The following is a 15,617-nucleotide window of genomic DNA, read 5'->3' on the forward strand; positions in this document are numbered from 1 at the left end:
AAAAATAATAAATTCTTAATTGTATTTATATAAATCTAACATTAATTTATAATAAATATTATTTTTAATTATTAGATTTTTTAGATAAATCTTCATTTTCAATTTTTTTATTATCAGAAATATCATCGGAAGATTCATTATTATCGATGACATCAGAATTATTAAATTTATCATCAAAAGATTCTCCAGGAGTATCATTTTGATTTGATAAATCATCTGCATTTTCATTCAATGTATCATTAGATATTTCTCCAGGAGTATCATTTTGATTTTGTAAATGCCCCAAATTTTCATTTTGTTCTTGATCGAACCAACTCAATTTACCTGTCAAATATATCTCTGAAACATCTTTAGTGACTAAAGTTTCTATTTTTAATAAATATTTAACCAAATTGTTTACAAAATTTTTATGCTTTAAAAGAGTTATTTTAGCTAATTGATAACATTCATTAATAATATTTTTCACTTCTAAATCTATCTCTGAAGCCTTAGAATCTGAAAAATTTCTTTCAGATTGACTAAATTGAACTAAACCTACTTTACTCATCCCATATTTAATTACCATTGTTCTAGCAATATGACTAGCATGATCAAAATCAGCATATGCTCCATTAGAAATATCATCTAAAAAAATTTCTTCTGCAGCTCGACCACCTAAAGAGATCGCAATATTAATAATTAATTTTTTTCTTGACTTAAAATTAGAACTTTCGCTATCAGGAGAAATAATATTATATCCGCCAACAGAACCTCTCGGAATAATAGTAATTTTACGAACTTTTTCGATATTATCTAAAACAACAGCTAAAACACCATGGCCTGCTTCATGATATGCTACTAATTTTTTTTCTTTTTTAGATAAAAAATCTTTTTTACGTGTAGAGCCAATTAATATACGATCAATAGCTTCATTAACATCTTGAGGTTCTATAGTTAAACTACGACGACGTACCGCTAATAAAGCAGATTCGTTTAAAACTCCTTCTAATTGAGCTCCGCTAAAACCAATAGTTTCTTCAGCAATTTCATTTAAATTAACTTCTGGACTAAAACGTTTATTTTTAGCATGTAATTCTAAAATAGCTCTACGATCTCTTGCGCTTGGTAAATTAATAGTAAAACGACGATCAAATCTACCAGGTCTTAAAATCGCTGAATCCAACAGTTCGGGTTTATTAGTAGCAGCTATAACGATAATTTCTGTATTCGAGTTAAAACCATCCAATTCTACTAATAATTGATTTAAGGTATTATCGTGTTCCGAATGATGACTACGAGTGCCCCTTTTATGAGCTAAACTTTCTACTTCATCAATAAAAATAATACAAGGAGAATGCTGAGAAGCTTTTTGAAATAAATTACGTACACGAGAAGCCCCTACTCCTACATATTTTTCCACAAATTCCGATCCAGAAGTCGCAAAAAAAGCTACTCCTGCTTCTCCCGCTACAGCCTTAGCTAATAAAGTTTTTCCGGTACCAGGAGGTCCAGATAATAAAACCCCTTTAGGAATACGGGCCCCCATATCTTTATATTTTTGTGGATATTTGAGAAAATCAATAATTTCTTGCATCTCAATTTTCTCTTCAGAAAATCCAGCTATATTTTTAAAAGTAATATTGCTTAGTAAATCGACTTGATCTTTTTTACCAATATATTTTTCACCCATTTGTTCAAAAAATTTATTAGTAGTAGATTTAAATAAAGAATACAATAAATAACAACTAATTAATGGCAAAATAAAACCAATAGCATCAACTAAAGGACCAAATCCTAAATAAGGAGGATCTGTGTGAGGATTATCTAAAATTTTTTGATAAGAAGAATCATTTTGAGATTTGTCTACAATGATATCGATAATTTTATGATAAATTTTGTCAGATACAGAATAATATGTGATTATTTTTTCTTTACCTACAACATTATCAGAAGTATCTAATATTTTAACTTGCAAATCATATAAAGTCGGTATACTACGAACTATTTTTGGTTTAATTTCTTTAATTTTAACATTCTTTTTCGGATTTTCTAAAACATTTATCAATTCCATAACATGATTAGGTTGTTTCATAATTTGGTCAAATATATTATGCATAGACATAATTACTCCCAAAAATCCTATAAGACCTATCAAATGCCAAATAGTAATATGTTGAAAATATTTTTTGTAAAAATCGATCATAATTTATTTATTCCTTTTTATAACATTTTTATATTATGTCTCAAGAATGATTTTTAATAATAATTAATTTTTAATTATATCTGTTCCTAAATATTTTTGTAAAACTGTAGGCACAATAACACTACCATCTTGATTTTGATAATTTTCTAAAATCGCTGCCATGGTTCTACCTATAGCTAAAGCCGAACCATTTAAAGTATGTACCAATTTACCTTTATCTTGTAAATGAGTTTTAAACTTAATATTAGCTCTACGTGATTGAAAATCTTCCGCATTGCTAATAGAAGCTATTTCGCAATACTTTTGTTGACTAGGTAGCCAAACTTCGATATCATAAGTTTTACTCATACTAAAACCTAAATCACCAGTGGATAACATCATAATACGATAAGGTAATTGTAATTTATCTAAAATAACAGTAGCATCTTTTAACATATTATCCAAAACCATATAAGATTTTTCTGGTTCTACAAATTGAATTAATTCAACTTTATTAAATTGTTTCTGTCTCCAAATTCCTTTAGTATTTTTGCCAGAAGATCCTGCTTCCTCGCGAAAACAAGTAGTGTAACTAACATATTTAATAGGTAATTTTTTAATATCTAAAATTTCTTGACGATGCAAATTAATAGTAGGGACTTCAGCTGTCGGATTTAAATACCAATTATACTTATTTGATTGTAATTTAAAAACATCTTGAGAAAATTTAGGCAATTGACCTGTAGCGAACATAGATTGTTGATTCACTATAAAAGGTGGTATTACTTCAAAATATTTATTAGACACATGAGTATCTATCATAAAATTAATTAAAGATCTTTCTAAACGGGCTCCTAATCCTTTTAAAACGACAAATTTACTACCAACAATTTTAGAAGCTTTTTGAAAATCTAAAATATTTAAACTTACCCCTAATTGAAGATGATCTTTGATAACAAAATCATAGCAACGAGGTTTAATAATAGAATGACATACCTCTATATTATCAGCTTCACTCTCTCCCGTTGGAACACTTTCGTGAGGAATATTAGGTAAGCAATACAAAATATTAATAAATTTTTCTTCAATTATTTTTAAACTATTTTGTAATTTGTTTAAATTTTCTTCATGATGGATATTACCATCTAGAATACTTTCTGAATTTTGATTAATCAATGATCTATTACTTTTTGGACGAGAAGATTGATTCTTGAAATATTTTATACTTTCAATTTTTTGTAAAAGTTGATTTTTAGATTTATATAAAACAATTAATGTGTCCAATAAATCTTCATTAACAAATCGATTTTTCAATTTATTCTTCACTAGGTCTATATTTTTAAGTATAAATTTGATATCTAACACGACTTATAAAACCTCTTTGTGCTATCGATTAATTAAATAAATTTTTTTAATAAAAATTTAATTTTTTTCATAAACAAAGATATAAATTAACTAATGGATATATTATTCAAAGTAATAGCAGCATTTCTTTTCTTTCTGTTTACATAATTTCCTACATAAATACCTTTAGATAAACCTTTATCTAATTTTTTGCAAACTATACTATAATATACAGAAGCTTCACGAAAATCTTTAGCATTTTTTAATTTCTTAAAATAAGTTTTAGTAGATGATTTAAAATCATTATTACGTAATCTACGTTTATTATTAGTAATAATTCTTTTTTTTTGTTGTTTAATATTTGCCATTTACATAAATTCCTTTTTTAAATTTAGATTCTTTAAATATTTTTTTCATTATTAAAATTATAAAATTTTTTTCGAATTGAAAAAACGTCTATGCTACATTATATATTAATAACATTCGTTTTTTATTAGTTTTTGTTTTAATATTCATATAAAATCATTAAATTTTATTAAAATATCTCTCCAGATAAAAGAGAAAAATATAATTAATTTTTTTATTTTTTTATCTAGGATTATTTCTTAGTAAAACAATATACTAATGAAAATATTAAATTTAACAAAAACATATTTCAACGTATACATATCCTATTATAACATTATTAGATATTATTGAATTAAAGAAAAAAATTTGTTAGAATAAAAATGAAAAATTTATTAAAATTAAATAAATTTTAATTTATATAAGTTTATATTAAAATTTATTTATGAAATTAATGATAAGGAGATATACAAAGTAGTATGTCATCAATACTTAAAGATTTATTATCTATTCCAACAATTTTAGATTTAGATAAAAGATTACCTAAATCTGATTTATGGGATTGCAAAGATTATTATTTACTTATCATGGATTTACCAGGTTTTACTAAAGAACAAGTGAAAATTTCCGTTAATGAAGGCCGTTTAACTATTGAAGCGGATAATCGTTGTCCACAAACAAAAAAATCACAATCTGTAAATAAAAATGATTCTACCAAAGAAAACAATTCTTCAAATGATTTTTGTTGTTCAATGGATAATTGTTCTGATTGCGAAATATTATATCAAGAAAGATTTTATGGCAAAATAGAACGCACCTTTAATTATAACTTTATACACTTAACTAGCGTAAAAGATATTGAAGGTAAATTAGAAAACGGATTATTAACACTGAAAATTAGTAAAAAAACACAAATCCAACCAAATCAAGAATTTGTACAATTAAAATAATTTAAATTTATATAAAAAAATAAAATAAAAAAAATTCAAAAACATCAATTTTTGAATTTTTTTATTTTTTTATATAAAATTTTTTTATTTCAAGTTAATTAATTTAAATAAATTCTTTTAAAATTTTTTTTGTATACATTAATTCGTCTCTATGTTTTAAATCTTGACGCTTATCATATTTTTTTTTACCACGAGCTAAAGCGATTTCTAACTTAAACAAATTACGTTGATTAAATATTTTAACAGGAATTAAAACAAAACTATGAGTTTTTATTTTATTTTTAATTTGTAAAATTTCTTTTTTTTTAAGTAAAAGCTTTTTTTTTCTATTATCGATATAATCAAAATCATTACTACAAGAATATTTAGTAATTTTCATATTAATAACAAATAATTCATTATTATCAAAACAAACATAAGAATTATCTAAATGAACTTGACCTAAACGAATAGATTTCACTTCATTACCTAAAAGTTGAATACCAGCTAAATACTTTTTATCCAAAAAATAATCATAATTAGCTTTTTTATTAAAAATAATTTTTTGTTTCATAAAATACCTAAACAAATATCACTTATCAAAATTTAACCAAAAAATCCCAATTATTAAAAAATTATATAAATTAATTTATATTTTTTTATATTATTATATACAAAATTCAATATTTACAACCATATATTCGTTATAATGTAAATTATCAATAATATTTAAATAAAATTTTTATATATTTGTCAAGAATAAATATCAAAAATAAACAAATTAATTTTGTTATCTTTGTCTATATTTTAACAAAGATTTTTCAACAATGGATACTGCTTCTTGAAAATCTTCTATTTGTTGAATTTTAATAAATTTCTGTTCTAAATCTTTATAATGTAACAAAAAATGTTCTATTTCTGATAATAAAAATTTTGGTATATCTGATAAATTAACATATTTTTGAAACATCAAATCTTTTACAGGAACAGCAATAATTTTATCATCTTGTTGACCATTATCTAACATACGAATAACTCCGATAGGACGACATTCCACTAATATCATTGGATCTAAAATTTCTTGAGTTAAAACGAAAACATCTAAAGGATCATTATCGTCGCATAAAGTTAAAGGAATAAAACCATAATTAGCTGGATAAACAAAAGCTGTGTTTAAATAACGATCTAAAATTAAATAACCAGTTTCTTTATCTAATTCATATTTTTTTTTACTACCACGAACAATTTCTATAAAAACTAAAAAATTATGACCTGATAATCTATCAGAACTAATCAAATTAAAGTTATTATCCATTCAATACCTACCATTTTAATTTTATTAAGAACATCGATTAATTATAATTTTTATTTATTATTTACTCAAGCCAAACGCGCATTAAAAAAAGCTTTTTTATGTATTGATAAAGTTTTCTTATATAAAACATTAATATTTAAATGATGAAAAAAAGAATTATAAAAAATTTGTTGTTTTTTATCTGTTCTTAAAATTAATAAATGATCGATAGGTTTAATTTGTTCAATATTATTCTCATCTTGAAAAATTTCATAAAAATTTAAATAAAAATCACTTAATTGTTCATTTTTTTCTAACTTGAATAAAAAACCTAAAGTCTTATGTCCTACATCATTTGTAATATCCAAATTCATTTCATATAAAGGTTTTATACGTTGATTATTAATCGAATAATTAACTTCAAAAAGACTTGGAATAAATACACGACTAAAACTTAATAAGACATTAAATAACAAATTACGATCTAATTCATCAATATCGGTTAATTCATGAATTTTCTCTAATAAATTATTAACAGACACTTTTATTGATTCTTCGTCGGAATCAGAAATTTCCATTAAATGTTTAATATAAATAACTAAATGTTTTCGAAAATTATCTACATCAAAATTTTCATCTCTAAGATTAATAATTTCATGAATTAATTCTAAAACTGAATAACCCTTAACTTGACAATTACAAAACGAAATATTAACAGAAATTGCTTTATCTAAATCTTGAGAAGGTAAATAAAAATAACCTAAATTAGGATTTTTTTTTAATAAACGATAAAAATCTAAAGCTACCAACGAAACTTTTTCATATTTATCATCGATAAATTCTTCTTTAATGCCTGATAAATTTAAACACTTAAATAAACAATTTATCTTAGATAAATTAGCATCAAAAGTACCAAATAAAATTTGTTTAAAATTAAACCATTCAAAAAAAGAAGCACACGGAACAGTTCTAACATTTTTTAAAGCATAAAATAATCTCATTCGTTTAGAAAAAAAAGAACCTAAATCGTGTTTACAACTAAGTAAAAAAAATTGATTAGGCAAAGACTTGTCATGAGATAATAGAGAAATTTCCATTTCAGCTTTATTATTATCAGATAATGTAGATATTTCGGTTTCATCAACATTTTGATTAGCTAAAAAAGGTTTTAAATTAGGAAAATTTTTAAGTTCTGATTTATCCAAAAATGTTGTTAATTCGATAGTTTCTAAAGGTTCTGATGATTTTTCCATCGCTTTAACAAACAAAGATTTAATATTAATAATTAATAATATTGAAACTAAAAATAATACAAATTTACAAAATAAATATTTATTATTATTTTTATTCAAAAAAAATATTTTTGACTTCAAATTTAATTTTAGACTCTCTTCTAATCAAAAATAAAATTATTATGGCGGCTCCGGGCAGAATCGAACTGCCGACACGAGGCTCTTCAGGCCACTGCTCTACCGACTGAGCTACAGAGCCAAAATTGGCGGTCCGAACGGGAATTGAACCCGCGATCTCCTGCGTGACAGGCAAGCATGTTAACCACTACACCATCGGACCATAAATTTGGTTGCGGGAGTAGGATTCGAACCTACGACCTTCGGATTATGAGCCCGACGAGCTACCAAACTGCTCTATCCCGCGATCTTTAAACACTACAAATAATTGGCGGAGGAAGAGGGATTCGAACCCCCGCGTCTTTGTAGACCTTCCAGTTTTCAAGACTGGCCCCTTCAACCGGACTTGGGTATTCCTCCAAAATATACTTTGGTGGACCCGGTAGGATTCGAACCTACGACCAACCGGTTATGAGCCGGTGGCTCTGACCAGCTGAGCTACAGGTCCATACTCATATCATTAAATATCAAATTTAATGGTAGCGGTAAAGGGATTTGAACCCCTGACCTCACGGGTATGAACCGAGTGCTCTAGCCAACTGAGCTATACCGCCTCTAAAATATTATTAGTTTGAATAAATTTCCAAAAATTTTTGGTGGAGCTTAGCGGATTCGAACCGCTGGCCTCCTGTGTGCAAAACAGGCGCTCTACCAACTGAGCTAAAACCCCTTTTTTTTATGGTACCCAAAGCCGGACTTGAACCGGCACGACATAAAGTCATGGGATTTTAAGTCCCACGTGTCTACCTATTCCACCATTCGGGCCCTCAAAAATATATTGTATTTTGCGAATTAATCACAATAATTATAAATGGTGTCCCGTAAAGGATTCGAACCTTTGACACCTTGATTAAAAGTCAAGTGCTCTACCAACTGAGCTAACGGGACATTTTTTATTTTGGTGCCAAAAGCAGGAATCGAACCCGCAACCTACTGAATCGAGATAGAATTAATACGTTTAATCATTTTTTTCATTTTTTTTAAAAAATAGATTTATTATATTAAGCCTCTCAAAACACCGAGATTGTTAGCTAAACAAAAGTATTGGATAATTACTCTAACTATTGTTTGATAGGTTCGAATTATTTCTAATTCGTCTCGGTCCGTTAATGTTTCGTCGTGTTTTACCTTTCCCCTTTTTAACCAATTATATTCATGTCCGTATTCTTTGGCTTTCGCTTGGGGAATCTGGATTTGAACTTGGCAGTTTAAGGAATTCTTTGTGGATTTCCTTGTACGGTTTTTATTGGCGGGATTTACCTTTACCATGTAGGATAGAAACCTAGTTCCTTTGCTGGCTTTAACAATCTTTGACTTATTCTTACTGATAGTAAGTTTTAAATCTTTTTCTAGCCATTGTGTGACTTGATTTTTAATCCTTTCGGCTTTGTTATACTCGCCTTTGACACCAATGATAAAATCATCAGCGTAACGGATGTATTCGACTCTAAGTTTTGGATTTAGATTAAGAGAACTATCAATCCTCAGTTGATGGTGCTGGTTTTTAAGCCATGCTTTCCCATAATCTGGGTTACCCTTCTTAATTGGTTTCCCTTCCTTAATTAGTTCTTCCATTTTCAGGTCGATGTAATGTAAGTATACATTCGCCAGCAAAATGGACATTATTCCTCCTTGGGGAGAACCGGATAAGGATTCGTATTTGACCCCATCTTTTATGAAGCCAGCTTTCAACTATTTTTTTCTGATGAACCGATTTAAGGTTCTTATGAGAATCTCATGATTGATGGTATCAAATTAGCTTTTTAGGTCGATTTTGATAATGTAATCAATTCTTTTAAATCTTGGTTTGACGCGTTTGATCGCATCATGGCAAGATTTTTTGGTTCTGAATCCAAAGCTCCATTCTGAAAAAATATTTTCAAAATAGGGAGTTAAGAGATGTTTGAGACATTTTTGTATCAGCCGGTCCCTAATAGTAGGTAATCCTAGGGGGTTTGGTTCTTTTATTATCATTAGGAATGAGAATTCTTTTAACTGGTTTGGGGTTATAACCATTATTGACGTATTCCTGATGGTATCTTTCTAGTCTTTCTAGATTAATCCCATCAATGGTTTCATTGTCAACACCTGGCGTGCCCGCCCTTTTGTTAGCAGCAATTTTATTAAATGCTGTTAACGTATTATAAAAGTTATTCATTCCCTGCTGTAATTCTCTTTTTAAAGAGTAACCGTTTGATGAACGATGTTGAATTCTCTTCAATGTTCGTGAAAGTTTAGTCTCTGGTGAAACCATTGTTGACATAATATATCAACCCCTTTCTTGATACCATCGAATAAATAATAAATTACTTTCTTCTTTCGCCCTATAAGAGTCATTAACTCTCTTCTTGGTAAGCCGATTAACTAAATTATTTCAAATTTAGGTTTACGCTTACGACTACTAAAAAGATTCTTTATCCTTGACCATCCAGACTTTCATTTCCAGATTAGTAAACTTAATTACTTAGTTTTAGGATTCTCCAAGTTACGCTAAATTTCGACCTTAATTCTTTAGGGGAAGTATCCTCTCTTGAGAGGCTGATTCCAGGTTTCTCAATCTGATAAACTACTCGATACTTTAGTTTTATAGCAGTAGTATCTGGACTGCTCGTTTAAGCAACTTCCGAAGCAGGTTTAATTATTACATCAATTTTCCTTCTTAGGCCATCCCAGGCTTCTCCATAGAATTATTTGGTAGCGGAGTCATTTTGACTAATTTGCTTTCGTCGTAACCCGCTTTTATAGTCTGCTGTAATCCAACATTCTTTCGTCTGTCAGATCGACTATATCCTTTCAGGGTTTATCGACCCTGGCTATTGGTTAGATAGCATGAAATTTAGGCCTCTTTGGCGCCCACTAAATAATTACTACCTTCTACAACAAAAACATTTGGTATGTCTTTTGTAGCTAATTTTACCATTTCTTTACGTTGTTCATAAGAAAATAAAGATATATCTTCTTTAACCATAATAATATAAACAAAATCACTATTATTAGATGCTGTTTTCGCTAAATAGTGATGACCTTTGGTAAAAGGATTAGCATTCATAACGATAGCAGATATATTATTCGAATTAGATAAATTATTTTTTTTATGTATTTCTGATAAATAAACCAAATATTCTTCAAAATAATCATATCTATTGGTAAAAAAACCAAATTCTTCATTGCAATAAATCATTTTAAAACCTAATTTTTTAAAAATAGTAAAATTAATAGGTTTTGTAAAAACAAAAATTTCATTAAAATTTTCTGTATAAATTCTTTTAATAATAAAACTAATTAATAAATTAGCCAAATTATGACCTTGATATTCAGGATCAATTGATAAACATCTAATATTATTATAATATCGACCAACTACTCCAATTAATTTATCATTTAAGTCTTTAATTATAACATATTCATGAACTAAATCATTTATTAAACCATTTCGCAATAATAATTGTTTAATAGATGCAATTTCATTGGTTTCTCCTTCATGAACAATTCGCGGCATTTGATAATAACAAATAATTTTATCACCTCTTCAACATAAATATTGATTAAATTAAATCAAAAAAATTAATCAAAACTAATAAATAATAAAAGAAACTTAATTTAACTATACTAATTATTTTAACATTAAAAAAGAAAATTTTATAAATATTTATCAAAAAAAGAAGTAATTTTCGATAATATTAAAAACAACAAGATATTGCTGAAAATAAAATTAAAAATAAAAACAACGAAACAATAAATGAAACAAATTAACCATATTTTTTGATTTAAATTTTGAAAACGTAATAAATTAAATAACCAATTATACCAAACATTAACTAAAGATAATTGCATATGAGCGTAAACCCAATAACTAGAAATAAAAAAACAACAACTTCTCAAGAAATATACTAATAATAAACCCAAAAAAATATTTTTTTTATTATCGGCAATAAATCTTTTTTTATTGATAAAAATACCCACTAAACTCAATAATAAATCAGGAACAATATAATCAAAAATGCAAGACAAAAATAATTGAATTCTAGTAAACAAAAATAATTGATTTAAAGATAATAAAAAATTATAACTTTTTATTAAATGAAAAACTGAATATAAACCACAAATTAATAAATGTGTTAAAAAATTATTATAAATACCTGATAAACAGAAAATAATCAAAGAAAATTTAAATATTCGACCACCTAAAGGTAAACATAAAAAAGGAGTTAAAAATTTGCTAAATAAATCTATAAAAATAGCTAAAGAAAGAAAATAACTTACCAAGACAACTTTACGTAATATAAAATTATTAGATAATCGCATAAACATAAAAAAATATTAATTACAAATTAATTTATTAAATTATTGTAATTTAAATATTATTTCCTTTAAATTTTAAAAACCCCTTTATAAATTAATTCTAATAAATAAATAATCGATGGATAAACCATGGCTAATCCTAAACCTACAAACGCTCCTAAAAAAGTACCTAAAGTAATTCCTAAAAATCCTTTTTTCGAACTAAAAATAAAAATACCCTGAATAATAAAAATGAACATAGATTTTAAATAAATAATAGTTTCTTCTGATTCTTGAGGATCATTAATTTGATATTGATATATTCGATGACTATCAAAAACATTAGAAAAATTGATTTGATTATTTATGTAAACAGTTCTATTATTTAACTTCCAAGAAATAATTAATAAAAAACTTAAAATATTTAAGATATAAAATGAAATAATAACCCATTTTTTTTTCCAAAATTTACTATCTATTAAATATGCACAAACAACATCACACTTATTATTAAACAAAATCAATTATTACCTCCTATTTGCTGAAATTATTATTAATCTAACATATCTAATTTTAATTTAAAAGAATTTTGGAAATTATAATTTAAAATATCTTGATTATACTCGTTATCTTTCAATTTTTTTTTACAAAAATTAGTTAAATATTGACTATGTTCTATATAATCCAAATCACAATCTTGAAGCATTTGTAAACGAGTTAAATCGAATGCATTATCTAATGCTCCAGCAAAAATTAATTTTTGCAATAATTCCTTATTTAAAACTTCCCTTAATCTCATTTTAAAATCATAAAAATTTTCAAATTTTTTTATAGAACGCTCTTGTATCAGAATCTTGCACATTTCTAAATTCATATCTTTAATAAAATTTAGAGGTAAAAAAAGTTTATCATCCAAAATTAGACAACTACTAACATTGCTATATAAAATATTAGGTTTTTTAATCTTTATATATTTTTTTATTTGTGATAACCATTGTTGAATGGTTACATAATCATAAGGATCTTCTTCTAAATAAACCATTCCAAAATAAAGCAAATAATTAGCTTTCAAATAAGCCATTCTATAACTAATCAAAGCATAAGCTGCACCGTGACTTTTGTTAAAAATATAATTAGAAAATTTTGAAATATAATCATAAACTTTACTAGCTGATTCCGCTGTTCTTCGATATAAAACGCTTTGATCCATAAATCTTTTTTTTAAATTAACATTACTATCTTCAGAAGATTTAGCCATAATTTTTCTCATAAATAAATCTGCTTGGCCTAAATCATAACCTGAAAATTCTGAAGCTATTCTCATTATTTGTTCCTGATATAAAACAATACCATAAGTATCACGTAATATATTGTCTACAACATCTATACCAGTAAAATTTACTTTTTTATTAATTCTATTATTTATATAAAGATCTACAAATTTTATAGCACCAGGTCTATTAAAAGATAAAACAACAATCAAATCTTCAAATGTTTTAGGTTTAATAAGTTTTATCACTTTTATAGCAGAAACAGATTCTAATTGAAAAATATATTTTGTATCTCCTTGTTGCAATATACTATAAGTATTAACGTCGTTAAAAGATATATTAGATAAATTAATTTTAATTTTGCCTTTTTGTTCAATCAAATTTAAAATTTTATTAATTAAAAAAAGATTTCGTAACTTTAACAAATCCAATTTAATAAAACCTAATTTTTCTAACTGTTTATGATCAAATTGCAAACGATATAATATCACAGAATTATTAGAATTTTTTTGAATAGGTAAATGTTGAGACAAATCTGCTTTAGTAAAAACTACTCCCGAAGGATGAGTACCAACTAATCTAGGAATCCCTTTAATAATAGATGAAAATTCAGAACAAATTGACTTTATATCAATTTCAAAACCATTTTGTTGAAGCAACTCTAAATCTAGACGAAACAAATCTTTGGAATATTTTTGAAAAGTAATTAAATTAGCGATATGTTCCGTTCCATATTTATCTACAAGATATCGCATTAGTGTAACAACTTGATTGTCAGGAACATCTATATCGATATCAGGAACAGTCGTTCTTTTGAAATTTAAAAATCTCTCAAAAATTAAATTATATTTCAAAGGATCAATCTCAGTAATCCCTAAACAAAAACATAACAAAGAACCAACCGAAGAACCTCTTCCGGGACCTATTAAAATTTTTTGATTTTTAGCATATTGTATTAAGTCAAAAATAATCAAAAAATAATCAACATAATGCATTTGATTAATTAAAATTAATTCTTTTTGCAATTGTCGAATATAAAAAATATGTTTTTCTAAATTTATATTTTTTTGCAAATAACTTGTTAAAAAAATATTAGCTTTTGTTTTTAAATATTCAAACTTATCACAAGATAAATTATTTTTAAATGAACATACGGTTGAAGGGAAAACAAAATTATATTTAATCGTTGATAAAAATGTTTCTAAATCAAGAAATAATTCATAATCATTAAGATTATAAAGTTGATAACGTTCTTGAATTTTTTTTTGATCAATAAATTTAACATCTAACTCCATTTGTTCATTGTTATGATTAAAATTAATAAATTTTCGATTATCATTTTGATAATTACTTATTTTACATAAATATTCATAAATTAATTTTTCTTCTGAAGACAAATAATTAGTCTTATTAACTAAAACTACTTTTAAATTTAATTTTTTAACTATCTTCAAAAAAAAACCAGCATAATCTTGTAATAAAAAAGATTGCAAAGAAAATCCAAAAAATAAATGGTTAATATTTATTTTAAAATATCGAAAAGTTTCCAAAATAAAATTTTCATTTTCATAATTAGTCAGATCTATAATTTTATCTTTTAAAATATCACATAAAATAAAATCTAAATTAGATAAAATACCAAAAATACCATCTCGGAATTTTTGAAATTCTGTTAAAGTAATTTTATGATTTAATTGGATAAAATTTAAAATTTTAATTAAATTGTTAATACCATTATTATCAAAAGCATAAATCAAAAAGCTAATTTTAACATCACGATATTTCAAAAGATCAAAATAAATATAAATTTGCGCACCTATAATAGGTTTAATATTATATTGGTGGCAAAAATTAATTAATTGCATCATCCCGTATAAATTTTCAAAATCACTTAAAGCAACAAAATTATATTTACTTTCGAAAGCTTTTTTAACCAAAGCTTCTACAGAATGAACACTTTTTTTAATACTATAAAAACTTTGTAAATAAAAAACTCCCGTCATAAAAAATAAAACACTCTCTTACTTACAATAGCCAATTATATCCAATTTAAAATAACTTATATATTAAAATTAAAATATAAAATCCTCAACTGCAAAATTAAATAATTTTTAATTCAAAATTTTTTTTAAATTTCGTTTATCATACTCTGTTTCAAAAAAATCCAAAATATTCGTATTTTCATTATTATTTATTATTTGAAATTCAGCAAAATAAAAAGATTCCAAAAATATTATAATCATATACAAATTATATTCTTGGGTAGGCAAAAAAGATTCTTGTTCTTGAAGATAATATAATAAATGTTCTTGTAAAAATTCAATATTAATTGTAATTTCTGATAATGAAAATTTTTCTATAATTTTATCAGCTAATTTAATAATATAAATATTGTCCATATTCTCATAATCAATATCAGAATAAATCTGAGAATGATTTATAATCTGTAAAAAATATAAAAATAATTTTTTTATTTTAAAAAATAAAAATAAATTTTTCATTATTATCAATCCTTTGCTAATAAAATAGAACAACAAATTAATAATTAATGAATTATAATATTACGAATAATATTAGGATAAA

General features: G+C 25.2%; 12 protein-coding genes, 9 tRNA genes and 1 pseudogene. 1 reads left to right on the plus strand and 21 read right to left on the minus strand.

Translation table 11 applies throughout. The annotated features are described in order from the left end of the window. Positions 1–64: 64 nt before the first annotated feature. The 3 genes from H7686_RS01995 to rpsT all read right to left on the minus strand — a co-directional run bounded on the left by H7686_RS01995 (position 65) and on the right by rpsT (position 3,873). Positions 65–2,182, minus strand: coding sequence for an ATP-dependent metallopeptidase FtsH/Yme1/Tma family protein (locus H7686_RS01995; protein ID WP_193621814.1), 2,118 nt, complete (start codon positions 2,180–2,182; stop codon positions 65–67). 63 nt (positions 2,183–2,245) lie between these two features. Further along, positions 2,246–3,526 (minus strand): serine--tRNA ligase, encoded by a 1,281-nt coding sequence (serS, locus tag H7686_RS02000; protein WP_193621813.1) that lies wholly within the window; start codon positions 3,524–3,526, stop codon positions 2,246–2,248. 86 nt (positions 3,527–3,612) lie between these two features. After that, positions 3,613–3,873: a 30S ribosomal protein S20 gene (gene rpsT / locus H7686_RS02005; RefSeq protein WP_193621812.1), complete on the minus strand. Its 261-nt coding sequence runs from the start codon at positions 3,871–3,873 to the stop codon at positions 3,613–3,615. 456 nt (positions 3,874–4,329) lie between these two features. Between rpsT and H7686_RS02010 the strand changes: the two genes are divergently transcribed. After that, the gene (locus tag H7686_RS02010; RefSeq protein WP_193621811.1) at positions 4,330–4,800 is read left to right on the plus strand and encodes an Hsp20/alpha crystallin family protein; all 471 of its coding nucleotides are present in this window, start codon (positions 4,330–4,332) and stop codon (positions 4,798–4,800) included. A gap of 103 nt (positions 4,801–4,903) precedes the next feature. On the opposite strand, the gene smpB is transcribed toward H7686_RS02010, so the two are convergent. The 18 genes and pseudogenes from smpB to H7686_RS02100 form a co-directional block, all read right to left on the minus strand. Then, complete coding sequence (gene smpB, locus H7686_RS02015; protein WP_193621810.1) at positions 4,904–5,353, minus strand: SsrA-binding protein SmpB; 450 nt, start codon at positions 5,351–5,353, stop codon at positions 4,904–4,906. 216 nt (positions 5,354–5,569) lie between these two features. Then, entirely contained in the window at positions 5,570–6,094 is a 525-nt protein-coding gene (locus tag H7686_RS02020; RefSeq protein ID WP_193621809.1) for an inorganic diphosphatase, read from the minus strand. Positions 6,095–6,159: 65 nt separating this feature from the next. Further along, the gene (locus H7686_RS02025) at positions 6,160–7,446 is read right to left on the minus strand and encodes a hypothetical protein (protein WP_193621808.1); all 1,287 of its coding nucleotides are present in this window, start codon (positions 7,444–7,446) and stop codon (positions 6,160–6,162) included. Positions 7,447–7,488: 42 nt separating this feature from the next. Further along, positions 7,489–7,564: transfer RNA gene (locus tag H7686_RS02030), tRNA-Phe, on the minus strand. A 5-nt stretch (positions 7,565–7,569) separates the two neighbouring features. Further along, positions 7,570–7,645: transfer RNA gene (locus H7686_RS02035), tRNA-Asp, on the minus strand. Positions 7,646–7,652: 7 nt separating this feature from the next. Then, a tRNA-Met gene (locus tag H7686_RS02040) sits at positions 7,653–7,729 on the minus strand. A gap of 22 nt (positions 7,730–7,751) precedes the next feature. After that, a tRNA-Ser gene (locus H7686_RS02045) sits at positions 7,752–7,842 on the minus strand. Positions 7,843–7,853: 11 nt separating this feature from the next. Beyond that, positions 7,854–7,930 (minus strand) — tRNA-Ile (locus tag H7686_RS02050). A gap of 29 nt (positions 7,931–7,959) precedes the next feature. Further along, positions 7,960–8,036, minus strand: a tRNA-Met gene (locus tag H7686_RS02055). A 40-nt stretch (positions 8,037–8,076) separates the two neighbouring features. Next, positions 8,077–8,152, minus strand: a tRNA-Ala gene (locus tag H7686_RS02060). 9 nt (positions 8,153–8,161) lie between these two features. Further along, positions 8,162–8,247: transfer RNA gene (locus H7686_RS02065), tRNA-Leu, on the minus strand. A 47-nt stretch (positions 8,248–8,294) separates the two neighbouring features. After that, a tRNA-Lys gene (locus tag H7686_RS02070) sits at positions 8,295–8,370 on the minus strand. Positions 8,371–8,484: 114 nt separating this feature from the next. Further along, positions 8,485–9,745 (minus strand): annotated as a pseudogene (locus H7686_RS02075) (reverse transcriptase domain-containing protein); the annotation flags it as partial. A gap of 573 nt (positions 9,746–10,318) precedes the next feature. After that, positions 10,319–10,981, minus strand: coding sequence for a GNAT family N-acetyltransferase (locus H7686_RS02080; protein WP_193621764.1), 663 nt, complete (start codon positions 10,979–10,981; stop codon positions 10,319–10,321). A 140-nt stretch (positions 10,982–11,121) separates the two neighbouring features. Further along, positions 11,122–11,793 (minus strand): hypothetical protein, encoded by a 672-nt coding sequence (locus tag H7686_RS02085; protein WP_193621762.1) that lies wholly within the window; start codon positions 11,791–11,793, stop codon positions 11,122–11,124. A gap of 59 nt (positions 11,794–11,852) precedes the next feature. Then, on the minus strand, positions 11,853–12,281 hold the full coding sequence (locus H7686_RS02090) for a hypothetical protein (RefSeq protein WP_193621760.1): 429 nt from the start codon (positions 12,279–12,281) through the stop codon (positions 11,853–11,855). A gap of 35 nt (positions 12,282–12,316) precedes the next feature. Further along, the gene (locus H7686_RS02095) at positions 12,317–15,037 is read right to left on the minus strand and encodes a PHP domain-containing protein (protein ID WP_193621759.1); all 2,721 of its coding nucleotides are present in this window, start codon (positions 15,035–15,037) and stop codon (positions 12,317–12,319) included. Between the two features lie 108 nt (positions 15,038–15,145). Next, positions 15,146–15,535 carry a hypothetical protein gene (locus tag H7686_RS02100; protein WP_193621757.1) on the minus strand — a complete coding sequence of 130 codons (390 nt, stop codon included), beginning with the start codon at positions 15,533–15,535 and terminating at the stop codon, positions 15,146–15,148. Positions 15,536–15,617 lie beyond the last annotated feature (82 nt).

Source organism: Candidatus Phytoplasma asiaticum (genome assembly GCF_015100165.3).
Classification (GTDB): Bacteria; Bacillota_I; Bacilli_A; order Acholeplasmatales; family Acholeplasmataceae; genus Phytoplasma; species Phytoplasma citri.

What these genes read in the sequence shown, in the direction of transcription:
- rpsT (WP_193621812.1), bottom strand. Translation starts at nt 3,873, where the DNA reads ATGGCAAATATTAAACAACAAAAAAAAAGAATTATTACTAATAATAAA.
- H7686_RS02100 (WP_193621757.1), bottom strand. Translation starts at nt 15,535, where the DNA reads ATGAAAAATTTATTTTTATTTTTTAAAATAAAAAAATTATTTTTATAT.
- H7686_RS01995 (WP_193621814.1), bottom strand. Translation starts at nt 2,182, where the DNA reads ATGATCGATTTTTACAAAAAATATTTTCAACATATTACTATTTGGCAT.
- H7686_RS02010 (WP_193621811.1), top strand. Translation starts at nt 4,330, where the DNA reads ATGTCATCAATACTTAAAGATTTATTATCTATTCCAACAATTTTAGAT.
- H7686_RS02085 (WP_193621762.1), bottom strand. Translation starts at nt 11,793, where the DNA reads ATGTTTATGCGATTATCTAATAATTTTATATTACGTAAAGTTGTCTTG.
- smpB (WP_193621810.1), bottom strand. Translation starts at nt 5,353, where the DNA reads ATGAAACAAAAAATTATTTTTAATAAAAAAGCTAATTATGATTATTTT.
- H7686_RS02080 (WP_193621764.1), bottom strand. Translation starts at nt 10,981, where the DNA reads ATGCCGCGAATTGTTCATGAAGGAGAAACCAATGAAATTGCATCTATT.
- H7686_RS02095 (WP_193621759.1), bottom strand. Translation starts at nt 15,037, where the DNA reads ATGACGGGAGTTTTTTATTTACAAAGTTTTTATAGTATTAAAAAAAGT.
- H7686_RS02020 (WP_193621809.1), bottom strand. Translation starts at nt 6,094, where the DNA reads ATGGATAATAACTTTAATTTGATTAGTTCTGATAGATTATCAGGTCAT.